11 protein-coding genes are annotated in these 19,270 nt (G+C 48.7%); 5 read left to right on the top strand and 6 right to left on the bottom strand.

The features are described from left to right. The first annotated feature begins 239 nt into the window (after positions 1-239). A complete protein-coding gene (locus VFS25_RS14015) occupies positions 240-632 on the top strand; it encodes a nucleotide triphosphate diphosphatase NUDT15 (protein ID WP_326462782.1) in 393 nt (130 codons plus the stop codon). A gap of 25 nt (positions 633-657) precedes the next feature. After that, positions 658-1,068, top strand: coding sequence for a DUF6157 family protein (locus VFS25_RS14010; protein ID WP_326462781.1), 411 nt, complete (start codon positions 658-660; stop codon positions 1,066-1,068). A 160-nt stretch (positions 1,069-1,228) separates the two neighbouring features. Here the strand turns inward: VFS25_RS14010 and VFS25_RS14005 are convergent, their stop codons facing one another. The 3 genes from VFS25_RS14005 to VFS25_RS13995 all read right to left on the bottom strand — a co-directional run bounded on the left by VFS25_RS14005 (position 1,229) and on the right by VFS25_RS13995 (position 8,124). Next, positions 1,229-4,024, bottom strand: a complete 2,796-nt coding sequence (locus VFS25_RS14005; protein ID WP_326462780.1) for a T9SS type A sorting domain-containing protein — start codon at positions 4,022-4,024, stop codon at positions 1,229-1,231. A 316-nt stretch (positions 4,025-4,340) separates the two neighbouring features. Further along, the gene (locus VFS25_RS14000; protein ID WP_326462779.1) at positions 4,341-6,296 is read right to left on the bottom strand and encodes a KUP/HAK/KT family potassium transporter; all 1,956 of its coding nucleotides are present in this window, start codon (positions 6,294-6,296) and stop codon (positions 4,341-4,343) included. 283 nt (positions 6,297-6,579) lie between these two features. After that, entirely contained in the window at positions 6,580-8,124 is a 1,545-nt protein-coding gene (locus VFS25_RS13995) for an OmpA family protein (RefSeq protein ID WP_326462778.1), read from the bottom strand. Between the two features lie 293 nt (positions 8,125-8,417). Here VFS25_RS13995 and VFS25_RS13990 point away from each other — a divergent pair, with 293 nt between their 5' ends. Together VFS25_RS13990 and recJ are read left to right on the top strand one after the other, a co-directional pair. Beyond that, on the top strand, positions 8,418-9,383 hold the full coding sequence (locus VFS25_RS13990) for a polyprenyl synthetase family protein (protein WP_326462777.1): 966 nt from the start codon (positions 8,418-8,420) through the stop codon (positions 9,381-9,383). 68 nt (positions 9,384-9,451) lie between these two features. Beyond that, a complete protein-coding gene (gene recJ, locus VFS25_RS13985; protein ID WP_326462776.1) occupies positions 9,452-11,164 on the top strand; it encodes a single-stranded-DNA-specific exonuclease RecJ in 1,713 nt (570 codons plus the stop codon). A 92-nt stretch (positions 11,165-11,256) separates the two neighbouring features. On the opposite strand, the gene VFS25_RS13980 is transcribed toward recJ, so the two are convergent. Together VFS25_RS13980 and htpG are read right to left on the bottom strand one after the other, a co-directional pair. Continuing rightward, the gene (locus VFS25_RS13980; protein ID WP_326462775.1) at positions 11,257-12,057 is read right to left on the bottom strand and encodes a hypothetical protein; all 801 of its coding nucleotides are present in this window, start codon (positions 12,055-12,057) and stop codon (positions 11,257-11,259) included. Between the two features lie 143 nt (positions 12,058-12,200). Then, positions 12,201-14,051, bottom strand: a complete 1,851-nt coding sequence (gene htpG / locus VFS25_RS13975) for a molecular chaperone HtpG (protein WP_326462774.1) — start codon at positions 14,049-14,051, stop codon at positions 12,201-12,203. Positions 14,052-14,266: 215 nt separating this feature from the next. On the opposite strand from htpG, the gene VFS25_RS13970 reads away from it, so the two are divergent. Further along, a complete protein-coding gene (locus VFS25_RS13970; RefSeq protein WP_326462773.1) occupies positions 14,267-17,557 on the top strand; it encodes an Ig-like domain-containing protein in 3,291 nt (1,096 codons plus the stop codon). A 168-nt stretch (positions 17,558-17,725) separates the two neighbouring features. Here the strand turns inward: VFS25_RS13970 and VFS25_RS13965 are convergent. Beyond that, the coding region (locus VFS25_RS13965) for an FG-GAP-like repeat-containing protein (RefSeq protein ID WP_326462772.1) at positions 17,726-19,270 on the bottom strand (1,545 nt) is incomplete at its 5' end.

The raw sequence follows: 19,270 nt of genomic DNA, 5'->3' as shown, positions 1-19,270 counted from the left end.
CGAAGATACAGATTAAATTGAAAGCAAATCACAACTGTAAACCACGCCCTTTGGTCATGGGCATTGTTGTGGATGATTGAAGATACAGATAATTTGAAAGCAAATTACAATTTAGGCAAATTAATAGTCAAAAGTATTAATTACATTAATCCAACCCAATCCATCACTTAACCCCATAAATCCCCTTCCCAGTACCAGATAATTTATTAGTTTTATTATCCAAAATCAATTAGCTAATCATGCAATTCAAAATAGGTATAGGCGTTATTATCAAAAAATCCGGCAAGGTACTGATCGGGAAAAGAATAGGCAGCCATGGCGCCGGCACCTGGTCATTTCCGGGCGGGCATCTTGAGGAAAATGAGCGACCTGAAATAACTGCAAAAAGAGAGGTGTTGGAAGAAACCGGCCTGGAAATCGATAACCTGCAGCCTGTATCATTTACCTACGACCACTTTGAAGAGAAAAACACTGACTATCTTACCTTGTTCTACAGCGCCGGCTGGGTACACGGTACGCCTGAAATACGGGAAAAAGATAAATGCGCGGAATGGCGTTGGGAAGCGTTAGATAATTTACCGGAACCGCTTTTTAAACCTGTTGCAAGCTTGCTGAAGCAGGGCAATATTTGATCATCGTTAACAGCTGCGATTAAGTATGCATACTACCAACTACTTCAATACCTTCATAGAGATTGCAGAAGATTCGCATACCAGCATACCAGAAGTGCCACCGCTAAAAGGCGGCAATAAAACTGCTGCCAACCTGCAATTTGAAATGGTGATCGACCATCCTTATAAATACACTTCCGATGATGTGCTGTTCCATGTATTTGCAGTTAAAAACAACATTAGTAAAGGTGATCTGAAAGCAGAAAGAGAGAAATTCTTTTCAAAAGGCCAGCCCTGCCTGCGCGCCTCTCCCCTTACCAAACGGTATGGCTGGGGGGTACACGCCAATGAAGCAGGTAAAATAGCATTATACGGTGTGGACTCTGATGAATATAAAAAGCTGGCAAAAGACAAAACGCTGCAGCATGTAAAGGCTATGCGTTCCAAAAGGAAGTGAGATGTGCCTTTCAAAAATCCCGGCATGCGGCATCAGTACACACACCATGGATAAATTACTACGCTTTTTCAATACCGCTGGTATCGACACATTACGCATACATTGCTTATAATACAGGAGAGGAGCAGCAATTGCCCCTCTCCTGCTAACACACAATAAATTAATATCCCAGCAGCTTTTCTGTGCCCAGCACTTTCTTATGCTGCTCATCATAAACATTCAGCAAATAAATATTGCCGCTGGTTACCGGTACCTGCAGCTGTACCTGTGTATTGTTCACAATCCGCCGCTGATAAAGCAGCCGGCCCTGTGCATCATACAGTGAGATAATGTAAGCGCCCAGGGGTTGAAAGCCTCTCAATGTCAGCTGACCACGGAAAGGATTCGGGTAAATATGTATCGTATGACCCGGCGCATTTACATCTACAATTGCGGTTATATTGGTTTTGTTAATCTTAATGCTGTCTATTGCTGTTGATGTAGTTGTGCAATTATCGCTGCTGCGCATACGTACATACACCCGGTTATCGCCCAGCTTAAACTCGGCCGGCGATACCGTAGCTTTATCATTGCTGCTTTCCAGCTGTATCTGGTCATTAAACCCGGCATCCCATGCAAAGGTGTACAATGGCTGCTTACCGCCGCCGCCTGCATTAATGGCCGTTATTATTACCGGTACAGTGTCGCTTACAATGGGGTTTACATTTACGGTTACATTTACATCCGGTGTTACCGGCGCTGTAATGTCAAATGAACGGGTAAGCTGCTGCTGAATAGTATCATACGCAAATACAACAGTAATGGTGTGGCTGCCTGCGTTAAGCGAATCCGGTACAATGGTAAAGATGCTGTCTGTTACCGGCAACTGAATAACACTATCCAGCAGCACGCTTGTGCTGATGCCGGAAGCAGGCGCAGGCATATTAATGATCTTTACCTGCCGGGCGCCTGCAGCGCCACAATAAGTGCTGGCCAACCCGCTGATGGCAGGCTGCGGAACGGGCACAGTTATGCTGCTGTCTGTTACATGCAGGAATACATTGGCGGTATCTGCCGAAAGCGCTACCCCATTATAGGCCAGCCAACGCAGTGTATCAGTGCCTGTATAGGCGCTGTCCGGCGTATACACCAGCTTACTGATGCTGTCCTTAGGAATAGTATAATAAATATTTATCGGCTGGTTGCCGAACATTAGTTTGCCGTGTTGTGGAATAACCGGGAACTTGATGTAAACCAGCGATCCAGGCCCGGAATAGTGGGAGATAAAATCCTCCGGCTTAAAAGCAAGGCTGCTGCTGGGTTTCACCTGCTTCTCAAAACTGTTTACATGACCGGCGGGGAAGCTATCGACACTCACCTTAAACATAGTATTACCTATCTGCACATACCATTGCCCGTTATCATAAAAAGAGCGACTTACCCTTTCGCCGTAAGCCCCGGTTACATCCGGTATTGTGGTAACCTGGTGGCGCAGCCCTGCGCTGTTCAGGTAAAAACGGCCGCTGTCTACCACGGTTATCATCATATTCCCCTGTTTGTTCAACAGGTCCAGCCGCGGGCGGCCATTCAGGTTGGCGGGATCATACGAGAACTGGCCTACCTGCCGTATGGCGCCAGTAGTGTCCCGCAGGTTCACCTGCCCTTCGCGTATAAAGGCGGAATAATTACTGTTCATCTGGTAATCCCATCCTGCGCCGGCTGGGGCTTCGTTGTTTCCTACAGATCCCAGTGTTATGGTGCTTTGTCCATTATGCAGGTACAGGCCATTGGCTTCTTTATAGATCACGCTCTTTCCGTCCGTCAGCGGATCATCAAAAGCATAACCGTCAGTAAGCCTGTAGAACTGCCCGTTCTGGTATTTAAATATATTATAGAAGTCGCGGTAAGTTTGTACATCAAATGCCACGGTGCCGTTATCCGCTACATCCATGCGCTGGCTGAAATAACCAATGGTATCGGGCGATATATCTGCATAAGTAGTATCGCCGGTAGCCAGGTTGCGCAGTCCCAGCTGTCCGTTGCCTATCCAGGCCAGGTAGTTGGCAGATACATCAAAAGCGCCGCCGGTTGTGAACACGATCTGCCCGTTCCGCCATTCACGTACCGCGCCGTTCTCCATCCATATGGCGCCCTGCTGCGTTACAAATCCTTTTTGTATAAGGGTTGTACTTAGCACTGCATTAGACAAGGTGTCTCGCTGACCGGTAACCACATCCAATAACATAGGATGCCGTGTTGTCCGGTCGATATACAGCGCCTTATGGTAGTTATAGTCCAGTATATACCCGCTTACCTGCAGGTATTTTGTGAGCAAAGGACTGCTTTCTACAAATACCGTAACAGTTTTCTCTGTTGTTCTGCCAACACTATCGGTGGCTACCAGCTTTAGCCGCTTTTTGCGGCCGTTGTACCAGGTGAGGTCTATTTGTGGCAGGCTATCTATGCCGGTAGCTAAAACAGGGGGAAAATTTATTACATCGGCATCATAGGCGGTAATAGTACAATGTCCGCCGGCTGTAGTACAACGGGCATGCAGCGGGTACATGGGCCGCGCAACAGAAGAATCGGCCAGGCTGTCTATGGTAAGCGTCATACTGGGATCGTTCGGCGGACGGTAAATAAACCGGATGCTGGTATCGCCTGTATTATTGTTTGCATCCTTTGCAGCAATCACCAGGGTAAGCGTATCGCCGGCTATACCCTGTAAGGATAAACGGCCGTTGTACACACCGGAACCAGTAGCTGTTAAATTAATCTGCCGGCCGGCTGCAGCAGCGGTGGCCATGGTTACCGGCGCCGGTGCATTTACCGATACATTAACTGTAATACCTGTATCCTGCCACAGCTCATTATTCCGTGGCATACTGTTAGGATTGGGAAGGTAAAAGCTGACAGACTGGCCCTGTGCAAAAAAATGACAGGCAGCAAAAGTTAACAACAGTAGAATTTTTTTCATGAGGAATGAGGTTTTTCGTATAAAGTGAAATCAATAATACCGTAACAGCTGAAATTATAATATACTTGTTTCAGTAAACCTATGCTTATCACACACACGGGAGCAAACAACACACCGGCACAAGGCGGTATTCATCCTGGCAAATGTTTATTAAACTGGCTATGAGAAAAGGGTTACAGCGGTAGTTATGTCCGATCAATATGGTTATGTTAAAACTACTGAATTTCTGGAGCAATTTAAAAACAAACATTACCAAACAGCAGTACGATCATAAAGTATAAAGGCTGGTCGCGATGACCAGCCTTTACTTTAGTTTCTAAGAAGGTATAATACGTTTTAGCTGCAGGTTAGTGATAGGCGCTACCACCAGTGGGTATTTCTCAATGGTTACGTAGCTGCTGTCAAGGCCAAAGCCGCGCTCTTCGGAAAGACTAATCTTCTTCAGGAAAAAGTACATGCGCATTACCAGTCTTTCATACAGCGGCAGGTCGTTATCGTGCGAAAGGAACTTTTCCATTACAATAAACTGGAAATCGCCCACCACATTGTTTTTACTCAGCGACTCATAGCGGCTCGTAATGTTCACTTCTTTGTTACGCACCATATCTTCCACCACCATACGGAACATGAGGTTAATGCGCTGCTCCACCTTAAAGCCCAGGCGAAACTCTACCCGTATCACCTCATTGGGAATAATGGTTTGTACGGAATATTCGCTCAGGTAAGGTTCATCCACCACATCTACATGCACAAACCAGTAAATATCCGCCCGTTTGGGCTTTTTATTGAGGATGGAGTAAATGATCTTATGCTCAATTTCCTTTGGGTTATCCGCACTGCTCATGTATACCAGGTGCGTGGCATATTTAGGTATGGAAGTATCGTTGCTCAGCTCCTGTAAAATAGGCAGGTAATCTTCCAGCCGAACAAACTCCACATAGCGGTTCTTGATCTTCCTGGACTTAAACCATACGATCATTACTGCAAATAAACCACCAGCCACTACTACTGTTACATAACCGCCGTGCATGAACTTCACCAGATTAGCAAACAGGAAGGAAAACTCTATGGTCAGGTAAATAACCAGGTATAGCAACACCCAGCTCACCCGAACCCGTCGCGTGTACAGGTAAAAGGCAAACAGGCAGGATGTCATGAGCATACAAATGGTAATAGATAAACCATAGGCGGCCTCCATGGCGCCGGACTCCTGGAAAATAAGCACAATAGCGGTGCAGCCAACAAACAGCATTACATTAATGCCAGGTATGAACAGCTGTCCGCGCATTTCTGTCGGGTAATTTATTTTCAGCTTGGGCCACAGGTTCAGCCGCATGGCCTCCGAGATCAGTGTAAAAGAGCCCGAAATAAGCGCCTGGCTGGCAATAATGGATGCCATGGTAGCTATGAGCACCCCAAATATTACAAACCACTCCGGCATAATCGTAAAGAAAGGGTTCTGGTCTTTAGGCAGTATTTGTCCGCGCTGCGTAAGCAGCCAGGCGCCCTGGCCCAGGTAGTTGAGGATCAGGCAGGTCTTAACATATATCCAGGAAATACGGATGTTGCCCCGGCCGCAGTGGCCCAGGTCGGAGTATAAGGCCTCTGCCCCCGTAGTACAGAGGAACACAGCGCCCAGTATTAAAAATCCTTTAGGGTAAGTTGTTAACAGCTCAATGGCGTAGTGCGGGCTGAATGCCTTTAGTATAGTCAGGTCATCTGCTATGTGTACGCACCCCAATATGCCCAGCATGGCAAACCACACCATCATAATAGGCCCGAACATTTTACCGATAGATACGGTACCGAATTGCTGCATGAAGAACAGCCCTGCTATAATAGTGAGTACAATCTTTACAATGGTCAACTGGCTTAGGTCTTTGAACACCTCCAGGGTACGGAGGCCTTCAATGGCAGAGGTAACGGTAATGGGAGGGGTAATAATGCCGTCGGCCAGCAGCGCTGCACCGCCTATCATCCCGAAAATAACGGCCCACCTGGCGTGCCGCCTTACCAGGGCATAGAGCGAGAAAATGCCGCCTTCGCCCTTGTTATCGGCCTGCAGGGTTAATATTACGTATTTGATGGTGGTTTGAAGGGTTAATGTCCATATTATACAGGAAATACCGCCAATTACCAGTAGATCGCTGATAGGGTTAGTGCCCATAATGGCTTTGAACACGTATAAGGGAGAGGTCCCGATGTCGCCATATATAATGCCTAATGCAACTACAAATCCGGCAAGACTAACCTTATGAATGTCAACTTTCACGACAGAAAAATTAATTAAAAAAAGCCTTCAAAATTACAGCAATATTTTATAATAGCTACTACCTCTCGTCAATAATACCACGTTCACCGGCTGTTAGCCAGGCGGGTATGCGCTACTGGGTTTACCTCCAGGAAGCCTCCCGGTATTGCCGGCCTGCCAGTTGTTCCCCTGGCGGCCAGCGCCTTATACCTGCAGGCATGCCTAAAATACAAGTCCCCCGCTACGGTATACACCGCAACGGGGGACTCTTTACAATATCATCTACGTGTGATGCACCACCGTATTAGTTAGCAGGAGCTAAATCTACAGTGCTGGATTCACCAGGAGTGTTTTGTTTGATGAAGCGACCACGATCAATACCTTGTTTGTCAGCCAGGTAGTCGATCACAGCGTCAACACGACGGCTGCTCAGGTCAACACCACCTTTCTTGCCTTTGGCACCAGCGTGGCCGGTAACCAGTACGTTACATTCAGGAGCAGTTCTCAGGGTATTAGCTACGCTGGACAGGATTGCTTCGTTGTCAGAAGAAATCTTGGTAGAGCTGCCTTTGAAAGATACGCTGGGCAGAACGATGCCAGAGCAGGAAACTTTAGTCATGTTCTTGCAGCATTCAGGATCCGGGCACTTACCAACGCCATCAGCGTCAACCGGCTGGCAGTAAGTCGGAGTGATCAGTTGTTTATCCTTGAAGTCAGGAACACCGTCACCATCAGTATCTTTAGATACACCGTGTACATCTACAGGAGCGCCTGCAGGTGTGTTAGGCTCGCGGTCGAACTGGTCAGTTACACCGTCGCCGTCAGCATCCGGTAATACCGGAGTAGGCAGCTTCATGTGACGGGGAGAGCTCAGCTCGTTGTAGGCATAATCCAGCGGGTTGATCCACCAAAGCGGTTCTACGCGTTTGTTGGGGTTACCCAGGTTGAAGTTCAGGCGAACGCTGGTATAGGAGAAGAAGTCCTTGCTGGCGTCATAAGCACCTGAGTTATAACCGTCTAAGTAGTCATCAAACGGCATAGTCAGTTTTTCTTCTACACCGATGTTGAAACGCTTAGATACTTTGAAAGCGATACCAGTACCGAAGTCAATAGCGTGACGCCACATCTGGTTGTTGTCTTTACGGCCGATCTGAGCGCGGTTGCCCTGGGAAGGAGCATTTTGCTCATAATCACCGTCATACAGGTTCTTCAGCGCGTCCTTAATATCTTTACGCTTACCGTTGAAGTCAATACCAGCATAGCTGTAAGGATTGCCTGAAGCATCCAGCGCATCTACGTCTACGTCAACCAGCAGCAGGCTGTAACCGCCAAATACATACCAGTTAACTTTAGGCTGAGATTTGTAGAACAGGATGTTGCTCAGGGAGGCTATCATGTCCAGGGATACCTGGTGAGTAGCAGTTTTGTAGTTGGGAACTATATAGCCATTTGCAGCATTAGTTGCGGCCCAGGGACCATTAACGCCACCAGCTATAGGACGCTTTTGAAAGTCCAGACCTTTATCGAAAGAACCGGTATACTCAGCCCTTACAGAGAAGGTATGACCTAAAGCTTTTCTCAGTGAAAGACCGCCACCGAAACCAGGACGGGCATCCATATCACCTCTGATGAAGTGGTAACCACCATGAAAACCTAATTCCCACATGCTACGGGGTTTAGCAGGGTAGTCATACTGATGGTTAACGAAGTTGTTTTGCTGTGCAGCTCTGGATGCAGGAACCTTGGAGGAATCCAGTGCATCGTAGTTTGGCTGAACTTGCGCAAAACCAGTAGACGCCGCTAGTAAACTCATAGCGCCTGCCAGTAATAAGTACTTTTTGCTTGCCATAATTGTTTTCTATTTAAAAACTGTTAAAGATTTTACTAATAACTCGTTTTTTACCAGGCAAAGGTAAAAATCAAAAATGAATATACAAATTTTTCTTACAATATTATTTTCATTGATAACTCGCTCAATATTAAAGCTTAGGTAAAACAATTGTTATACCTTAAATTGCTTATTTGTTATTGTATTATTAAGGCGATGTTAAAGCAATGTTATTCGCATATCTACAAATAAGGGGCCAAATTGTTAAAACTTTGATATTTTTAGGTCTGGCTTAGCAATCTTTTTTTTGATACATGGATGATATTAAACACCTGATCGGCAAGGAATTACAGGATTTTGAGAGTAAATTTTCAGACGCGGTAAAAAGTCATGTGCCGCTGCTGGACAGGATTATGCACTATATAGTAAAGCGGAAAGGGAAGCAGATCAGGCCCATGTTCGTTATACTCTCTGCACGCCTTTTCAGCCCTGATATACAGGAAAGCACTTACCGCGCCGCTGCCCTGGTAGAGCTGCTGCATACCGCTACCCTGGTGCATGACGATGTGGTGGACGACTCCAATGAGCGCAGGGGCTTTTTTTCGATTAATGCCCTGTGGAAAAACAAGATTGCCGTACTGGTAGGCGACTACCTGCTGTCCAAAGGATTACTGCTGTCGCTTGACAATCATGATTTCAGAACTTTACAGATATTAACCACTGCGGTAAAGGAAATGAGCGAAGGAGAACTGCTGCAGATGGAAAAAACCCGTAAGCTCAATATACGCGAGGATATTTACTTCGAGATCATCCGCCGGAAAACAGCGTCGCTCCTGGGCGCTGCCTGCGCAGCCGGTGCGTGGAGCACCAGTGGCAACGATGAAACCACCGCGCAGATGCGGCTTTTTGGCGAAAAAGTAGGCGTTGCATTCCAGATCAAAGACGACCTGTTTGATTACGGGGCCGATAAAATAGGCAAGCCTACCGGTATAGATATAAGGGAAAAAAAGTTAACCCTGCCCCTCATCTACACCCTGCAGCACGCCACACCAGACGTACGCCGGCGCATTATAAACATAGTAAAAAACTATAATACAGATAAAGAAAAAGTGGCCGCTGTGATAGAGATGGTAAAAGCTTCCGGCGGTATTACCTATGCACAGGAAAAAATGTTCCAGTACCGGGATGAAGCATTGGCTATCCTGAACGGCTTCCCGGAAAACGAGATCCGGAGAGGACTGGAGCAATTGGTACGTTTTACTACCGACAGAACGTTTTAAACTATTAATGAACTAGATTTACGATCCCAGGTTTGCGTAAACCTGCCTGAATCCATTTAACTTAACGCATGCAAAAACGCTGGACCGTTCGATCATATCAACCAAAAGAAGAGGCGTTACTGCAACAGGCGCTGCGTATACATCCCCTGTTATGCAGGCTGCTGGTACAGCGCGGCATTCATACCTATGAAGCTGCACGGCAGTTCTTTCGCCCTACCATGGCCGATTTGCACGATCCATGGAGCATGAAGGACATGGATAAAGCTGTTACCCGTATTGAACAGGCCTTTTACAGCAAGGAAAAAATACTGGTGTATGGCGATTATGACGTAGATGGCACCACTGCAGTTGCTACCGTATATGATTTTCTGCAAAGGCTCTATCCTAATATTGAGTTTTATATTCCCCACCGCTACCGTGAAGGATATGGCATATCCACCGCTGGTGTCAGCTATGCCATTGAAAACGATTTTACACTGGTCATAGCGCTGGACTGCGGCATTAAATCCATCGCGCACATCACAGCCGCCAAAGCTGCTGGCATTGATTTTATTATCTGCGACCACCACCTGCCCGACGCCGAACTGCCCCCTGCGGTAGCCATCCTTAATCCCAAACAGTACGACTGCACTTATCCCTACAAAGAGCTGAGCGGCTGTGGCATTGGCTTTAAGCTGATTACTGCCCTTGCGCAAAAACTGGGCGTGCCGGAACAAAAAGTATGGCGCTACCTGGACCTGGTGGCTACCAGCATTGCCGCAGATATTGTACCCATGACCGGCGAAAACCGCATACTGGCCTTTCATGGCCTGGTAAAGGTGAATAACGATCCGCTGCCGGGCATTAAAGCGCTTATTACCTTAAGTGAGCTGAAAGAAACACTCACCATTTCCAACCTGGTATTTGTAATAGCGCCCCGCGTAAATGCAGCCGGCCGTATGGATGATGCACGCAAAGCCGTAAACCTGTTTGTGGAGAATGATTTTGGCAAGGCCATGGAAATTGCTTCCCTCCTGCATGCAGACAATTCAGACCGTAAAGAAGTTGACAACAATATTACCAAGGAAGCCGTAGCCCTTATCCAGAACGATGCTACCCTTATTACGCGCAAAAGCACCGTGCTGTTTAAGGCCGACTGGCATAAAGGCGTGGTAGGCATTGTGGCATCGCGGCTCATAGATAAATACTTTTACCGGCCAACCATTATTCTTACCCAAAGTAACGGCCAGGTGGCCGGCTCCGCCCGTTCTGTAATAGGCTTTAACGTGTACGAAGCCATTCACCAGTGTAAAGACCTGCTGGAGAATTATGGTGGGCATTTTTATGCGGCAGGCCTTACCCTGAAGCCGGAGAATGTAGAAGCCTTCCGCCAAAAGTTTGAGGAAGTAGTGTCTACTACCATTGATCCTGAATTACTGATCCCCGAGATTGTAGTAGACACTGAAATTCAGCTCCACCATATTGACAACCGTTTTTACAAGATACTGCACCAGTTTGAGCCTCTTGGGCCGGATAACCTGCGGCCGGTATTCCTGGTCAGGAATGTAGTTGACTCGGGGTTTTCCAGGATTGTGAAAGAAGAGCACATTAAGTTTTCCATTAAACAGGATGGTTACGGCGCCACGTTTTCCGGCATTGGTTTTTTTATGGCCGAAAAGTTTGAACTGCTCAGCAACCGGCAGCCGTTTGATATGGTATTTACCATTGATGAAAATGAATGGAACGGGAAAACAATGCTACAGCTGAAAGTAATTGATATAAGAAAGGCGGCAGGCAATTAACCGCAAGCATCCGGAAGTTTAAAACGCAGTAACAGTTGTGACTCTCTCAGTAATTGCTTGCCGGTGGCCAATAGCCTGCCGCCGTTTAATTGTTATTTGTGCTGGGCCAGCAGCCAGGTATACAGGTTCGGATCCGCATAGGCTTTAGTCCAGGCATCATGCCCGCCTGTTGCATTCTCTGTGTACCTGATTTTGGTGCTGCCGCAGGCTTTTACAGCTTTTACCATATCGCGTGAGTTGTTAACGCTTACGGTAGGATCATCGGCATTGTGGAATGCCCATATAGGCATTGTTTTCAGGTTGCAGGCCTTATTCACATCACCGCCACCGCTAATAGGCACTATTGCAGCAAACTGAGATGCGTAGTTTTCGGCCCAGTCCCAGGTACCGTAACCGCCCATGCTCAACCCTGTTAAATAAATCCTTTTAGGATCTACATGGAATTTAGGGATGATCTGCTTCAGAAATTCATTTAGTGCACTGGTGTTCCACCATCCGCTCAGGCACTGCGGCGCAACCATTACAAATTGCTTACCTTTTACCACTCTGCATAAACCCACGTTTTTTACTTTGTTCAGGTCTGTCCCCATTTCCCCGATGCCGTGCAGGAAAATTACCAGCGGCCATTTGTTGTAATTGTCGTTGTATGTAGATGGAACATACAACACGTAGTTTTTGGAAACGTTACCCACATTGGCAGGCAGTGTTTTACTAATCAGGCTGTTTACCGGCGTTTGCGCCCAGTAAAACTCCCAGGTTGACGATGATGTTACAGCGGTTTCGCTGCCTTTGTTGAATGGTTCAATGCTCGCGTCTTCTTCTTTTGAGCAGGATGTTGCAGCAAGCGCGGCAATAACCAGGACATGGCTTAGGTTTTTCAATAAAGCTCTCATAAAATTTCCCCAATTAGGTTGTGGTGTTAGTAAAAAAACCAGCACTGCCGGACCTTTCATCCTGCTGTGTCTGGTTTCTACCGTGATAAAATATGTTATCTGCGTTTTAAACCTATGCCCCTGAAAACGACTGAACCTGGAATTTATTGTAAAATAATTTTGCTTTTCTTTTCGCCTCCCAGCAGCTCTACACTGCGGTTTACAAAGGCAGTGAGGTCAGCGCCGGTAAGCAGATTCTGGGAAAGCAGCGCCAGATCGGCCAGGTTGCGTACCAGCTTTTGCTGCTTGTCTTCATCTTTTTCATCCAGCACCTGCTGGTAAATGGGATGGTTGGCGTTTACCGTCATGCTGATCTCGTCCGGCATATTGGCATACCAGTTCATACCGCCACCGCCAACAGCCGCCATGTCTTTCATGCGGCGCATAAACTCAGGGCGGGTGACAATCACCGGCTGCGCTTCTGCGCTAAGGCCTTTCAGCTCTACCTTAATATTCTGCTGCGGCACCTGCAGGGTAAATATTTCTTTCAGGCGGGTTTCCTGCTCCTGGGTAAGTACATGCTCGTTCTTTTCATCCTTGTCTACCAGGTTATCGGCAATATCCGCATCTACCCGGGTAAACTGCACGTTCTCCCACTTCATTTCCATGTTGTTAATGAAAGCCGCGTCCACAATAGTTTCCAGCTTCACCACCTTGTAACCTTTGGCTTTGGCCGCCTGTATATAGCTATCCTGCTGCACAGGATTGGTGGCGTACAGGATCACCAGCTTGTTGTCTTTATTGTTTTGCAGGGCCTGTGCTTCCTGGCGGTATTCATCCAGCGTATAAAACCTGCCGCCATCCACATCTTCCATAATGTGGAACTTGTTGGCTTTTTCCAGGAACTTATCGTCGGTCATCATCCCGTATTTCACAAACAGGCCAATGGATTCCCATTTTTCTTCAAAACCTTTGCGGTCCGTGCGGAACATTTCATCCAGCTTATCGGCTACTTTTTTGGTGATGTGGGCATTGATCTTTTTCACGTTCGGATCGCCCTGGAGGTAGCTGCGGCTTACGTTCAGCGGAATGTCCGGGCTGTCAATAACGCCATGCAGCAGCATCAGGAATTCCGGCACAATGTCTTTCACCTCATCTGTAACATATACCTGGTTGGAGTACAGGTTGATCTTATCTTTCTGTATCTCGTAGCTCTTGGATATTTTAGGGAAGTACAGGATGCCGGTGAGGTTGAACGGATAGTCCACGTTCAGGTGAATCCAAAACAGGGGCGCTTCTGAAAAAGGATATAACTCTTTATAAAAATCCTGGTAGTCCTGCGTGGTCAGCTCAGAAGGCTTGCGTGTCCATGCAGGGGTGGGATTGTTGATCTGTTTGTCTTCAAACTTAATAGGAATGGGCAGGAACTTACAGAATTTTTCGAGGATGCTGCGGATGCGGCCTTCTTCCAGGAATTCGGCGCTTTCTTCGTTAATGTGCAGCACAATATCAGTACCGCGGTCTTCCTTCTCAACAGTGTCAAGCTGGTATTCCGGGCTACCGTCGCACTCCCAGCGGACAGCGGCGGCATCGGGCTTCCAGGAGCGGGTAATAATTTCTACCTGGTCGCTCACCATAAAGGAGGAATAAAAGCCCAGGCCAAAATGGCCGATGATATTGGTGCCCTCATTCTGCCCTTTATATTTTTTCAGGAACTCTTCCGCACCGGAAAATGCTACCTGGTTAATATACTTATCCACCTCCTCAGCGGTCATACCAATGCCGCGATCGGAAATAGTAAGGGTTTTGTTCTCTTTGTTCAGCTTAACAGTAATTTCAAGGGTTCCCAGCTCTCCTTTAAACTCTCCCACGCTGGCCAGGGTTTTGAGCTTTTGCGTGGCATCCACAGCATTGCTCACCAGCTCGCGGATAAAGATCTCATGATCGGAGTACAGGAATTTTTTGATAATGGGGAAAATGTTTTCTGTTTGTACACGTATAGCACCTTTCTGCATGGGAATTCAGATTTTTTTGAATTTTTCCCAAAGGCCATGCCAGCGGCTGTCAGGCTGACAAGTTGACGGAGTGCGGGACTTAACAAATATATCATACACCCGGCCCTGTAAAGTGCACAAAGTATTGTATTTTGCATGCACCTGTTTAATCCCTGACAAGCCCGAAATAATAGTACAAGATACCCTAATACTTCACCTGAAAACCTGCATTGCGTATGCACAAAACTTTACTCGCATTCCTTTTTATTACCTTTTCTGCAGGCTCCGCGACCCGGGCGCAAACCCAGCCGGCTCCCCAGGCGCTGCCTTACCAGCAAAATTTTGACGCCCTGGCGCCCGGCGCCACCACTTACCCTGCGGGCTGGCAGGGATGGGCGCTGAGCGGCTCCCCGTCGGGCAGCTTTAATACCGGTGAGCCGGCCGGCGATAAAGCGCTGATGACCGGCACCGCCTCCTCTACCACCAATGGCGTTTACAACTACAACGGCAAGCTGGGATTCCTGAACAGCGGATCTGTTGATAACAGCCTGGTGCTGGCCCTTAACACCAGCGGCCAGCAGAACATTGCCTTTCAGTACGATATAATGACGCTGCGCAACCCTTATAACGGCGGCAGCAATACCCGCATAAACGAAGTAACGCTGCAGTACCGCATCGGCAACAGCGGCGGCTTTACCAACGTACCTGGCACACTGTACCAAAACGATACTACTACCCAAACCACCTCCGGCGTAACTACCCCGCAAAACCCGGTGAATATAGCCATTGTGCTGCCGCCGGCCTGCGATAACCAGTCACTGGTGCAGCTGCGGTGGGTAAACCGGCAAATCAGCGGAGCCGGCTCCCGTCCCAGCTTTGCGGTGGATAATATACAGGCAGGCGGCACCGGTGGCGACAGCACTGCACCTGCCATTAGCGCCCTGCGCCCGCTGAATGGCGATACCGCTGCTGCTCCAAACGTGCATCCGCAGATCACCTTTACGGAAAATATAAAACCCGCAGCCGGCTACCTGGTTTTGCATAATGTAAGCGCCGGCACCGCGCAGCAATTTGACGTTAACAGCTCGCTGGTGCTTATTTCCAATAACACCCTTACACTGCAGCTTACCATACTGCAACCGCTCAGCTCCTACTACATTACGCTGGACAGCGCCGCGGTTACGGACCTTTCCGGCAATGCCTTTGCCGGTATTGCCGACAGCAGCACCTGGCGCTTTACCACCGGCCAGCAGGTACTGAGCTTTGACTTTAACGACTGCACGCCCAGCGGCAGCAGCCTGCTTTCCGGCGGCTTTACGCAATACAGCGTAACCGGCGCGCAAACCTGGGGCTGCACCACTTTTGGTCAAAACAACAGCAACGGCGTACAGATTAACGGGTTTAGCGGCGGCCCGGTAGAAAATGAGGACTGGCTTATATCCCCTGCTTTTGACCTGGGCAGCTTTACCTATCCGCTGCTGCGTTTTGCCAGCCGTACTGCTTTTTCAGGCCCTGCCCTGCAGCTGATGGTAAGCACCAACTACGACGGGCACAGTGATCCGCATACCGCCACCTGGACCTTACTGAACGGACAGTTTCCCGCACAAGGCTCCGATGCCTGGCAGACCTCTGACAGCATAAACCTGGCAGGCTTTAAGCAGGACAGTGTGCACATTGCTTTTGTGTACACCTCATCCCCCAGCCTGAACGCTGCCCGCTGGACCCTGGATGATGTTAGCCTGTACAACAGCACAGTGGCGCCCTCACCCAGCCTTACCACCAGCCCCGATGCGCTGGACTTTGACTATGTGCAGGCCGGCCAGTCATCTGCCCCGCAAAAAATTACATTCTGGGCCAATAATATAAATGATACCCTGGTGGTGTTTGCACCCGCAGCTTTCAGCCTGAGCAGGGACAGCGCCGGCGCTTATGGTCCCAATCTTACCTACGATGCGGCCAGCATTAACGCCGGCCCGCAAACAGTTTGGGTAAAATTCAATCCCAATGCTGCTGATGAGGACTACAGCGGCACGCTTACCTTTAGCACGCCCGGCTTTAGCACCAGCCGCATACAGCTTACCGGTACCTCCCTCCGTTCCCTGAAAGTGGTGAACTGGAATATTGAATGGTTTGGCAGCCCGGCGCAAAACCCGGCCAACGACAGCCTGCAGCAGGCCAATGTAACCACCATCCTGCAAAAGCTGAACGCCGACGTGTTTGCGCTGGCAGAAGTGGTGGACACTGCCCGCTTTAAACAGGTGGTAAGCCAGCTGCCTGGTTACAGCTACGTGCTTTCCGACTTTGGCTCCTATGCCGACAATGTGAACGACCCCGATTATGTAAGCGCTCAAAAGCTGGCCTTTGTATATAAAACATCCGTGATCCGCAGCCTGCGCACCTATGGTGTATTACGCCAGGGTGGCAGCGACAGCGCTTATTTCAACTGGTCGTCCGGCCGCTTCCCGTACCTCATGGAAGCGGTGGCTAACCTGAACGGCGACAGCGCCCATATTAATTTTGTGCTGCTGCACGCCAAAGCCAATACCGGCAGCGCATCAGAAAAAATTGAAGCCTACTACCGCCGCCTGCATGGCAACATTGAGCTGAAAGACACGCTGGACACGCAATACCCGTACAGCAATGTATTAATGCTGGGCGATTTTAACGATGCGTTGAATAAAACCATTACTGCAGAGCTGGCGCCAGATACCACTACATCGTACATCAACTTTGTATCAGATACTACTAACTATGACCCGGTTACGCTGCCGCTAAGCCTCGCGGGGCAGCAATCCACTGTTTCCTTTAACACGGTGATCGACAACGTAATTGCCTCTAATGAAATGGCGCAGGCTTACCTGCCCGGCTCTGCCCGGATATTTACCCAGGCGGCCCAGATCATCAGCAGCTATAGCAGCACTACTACTGATCACTACCCCGTTATAACGCGGTATAACCTGCATGCGCTGGCACACCAGAACAACATACCGGCTTTTACCGCCGTAGTAGACACCGGCCGTGTACGACTGAACTGGCATACTGCCGCGGAAACCAATACCGCCCGCTTTGTTGTTGAGCGCTCCAAAGACCAGCGCGGATGGAATGCGATTGACACACTGCCTGCGCACGGCACCACCACGCTGCCCAACTATTATCAAACCTATGATAACAGCCCCTGGCTGGGCCGGAACTATTACCGCTTAAAGCTGGTAACGCTGGATGGCAGCTATACATACAGCGCCGTAAAATCTGTGAACATACAGATACGGGATGTTATATGGCGCTTTATCTGGTGCGTATTGGGCAACAAGCTGCAGGTGTGGCTGGATATGGATAAAGACAGCGGCCCTGCACAGCTGCAACTGATAGACCTTTTCGGGCGCATCCGCTACCAGGGCCGTATGACGCTGCTGAAAGGCCGCAACTACCAGGAGCTAAATGTGAGCAAACTTCCCAACGGCATTTACTTCCTGCGGGTACAAACACGCGAAAAATCACAAGTGAGCCAGATACTCATCACCCATTGATCTTTTTTGAGAAACCATGCAAAGAGGCTGCTCCCGGTTGGGAGCAGCCCTTTTTTGTCCGGATCCCTGATGGAGCCTGCCTTGCTTCTGCGATGCCCGAAGCCGTTGCCGCCATCTTCCGGCGCTATGCAAACAATTGGAATAGCTGGCGTTTAATGAAATGGCCTCTTAGTTCAGTCTTGCTGCAATGTTCAGCTCAACGGTATCTTCCTGCGGCGGCAGGCACCTGTCCTCATTGCAGGTTTGAAAAGCTACCTTACATTTTATGGTGTACACGCCTTTCTTCATAAAAATAGGCGCCAGCACTCTTTGCTTAATCACCACATCATTTCCCCTATACACTTCCGTTAGTCCCATAGCGGAAGATGCCGGCCATTCCATTGGCCCCATGGTGTTCCATAAACGGGGCAGCTCAAAAGCAACACTGGTAACTATCATACCCTGCCCGTTATCGATAGAGGTGGGTGCATAAATATGCCACCCTTCTGCAATATTAAAATGAACGGTTACCTCAAACAGCTCGGAAAACCTTACTTCCGCGGGGGCGCTTACCGTATATTGTACTACCGGGTTATCATCTTTCACAATATGCAGCATTTTGCGCTGCTCATGCACTACTTCGGCGGTATCTGCCGGTTTGGCTTTTTCAGGATTTTTTTGCCCCGGGAACACATATACATAACCGCGGTGGCGTAAGGTCAGGTACTCCGGTTTGCCTTCTTTACCCAGGTAGTGGTTCCGCAGCATAGTGTCTTTTGCTATCTGCTCCAGTATACGTTTGCGGTCCTTCTCGGGCGCACGGCCGGGGTCTTTACCGGCGGCTTCTATACCGGTAATATCTTCATACGTCCAGGCAAGATGGTCGTTAAAAATGCCGTTGTTGAGCGTGGGCACGCTGGCGCCTATAATGAGATCATCTATGCTGTCATTATTCCAGTCGCCCACTGTTACGCGGGGGCCGCTGCCAGGAAATGCTTTAGACCCGTCTTTTGCTTTAAACAGCGGCACACCGCGCTCAAAGCGTAGATTGCCCTGCACCTTTACGCCGCGAAAAAAAGTAACGGCCGGCAAATTCGTATACCGGTAGCTGCTGGTTACCAGCAGATCCAGTACACCATCATGATCCCAGTCTGTTATAAAAGGGCTTAGCTTGCCATCGCCGCCAGGCTCTCTTTTACCGTATTTCATGATGGTTGCGCTGTCTGTTTTGGTGTACTGCGCAACATCCAGCGGATCACCGTAAATATCCAGCAACCAGTACCGGTAGCCGAATTTGGGATGCTGGCGGGTGCCAATGTTTTTGCTTACACGCAGGCTGCTGCCGCCTGTTACCAGGTCCGGCAGGCCATCGCCATCCATATCGCCAAAGCTGGCGGAGGAGTAATTCCAGTAATTAAAATCGCCATTGAGGGTTTTAGGTTTCCCGGCCTGCTCCAGCTGTACACCGGGCAAAAAGCCTTGTTTACTGCCGCGGAACCAGGTAACCTCTCCAGGGTGGTATTGGCCGGTGATCATATCTTTAAACCCATCGTTATCCAGGTCAATAAACTGTGGCGTAATACCAATGCAGCACCACTGTGGTACGGCTATATTGGTGCCTTTTGTGTCTTTGGCATACGTGAACTGATCAGTGAACCGTGGCTTACTGTTGGTGCCTGTGTTGCGGTACACGCGTATGGTGGATGCGGTATCGCTGGTTTCAAACTCCCCTAT

The organism is Chitinophaga sp. (assembly GCF_035761305.1).
In the GTDB taxonomy this organism is placed as follows: domain Bacteria; phylum Bacteroidota; class Bacteroidia; order Chitinophagales; family Chitinophagaceae; genus Chitinophaga.
The sequence above is the reverse complement of the archived record's forward strand: the minus strand, read 5'-3'. Positions and strand labels throughout refer to the sequence as shown.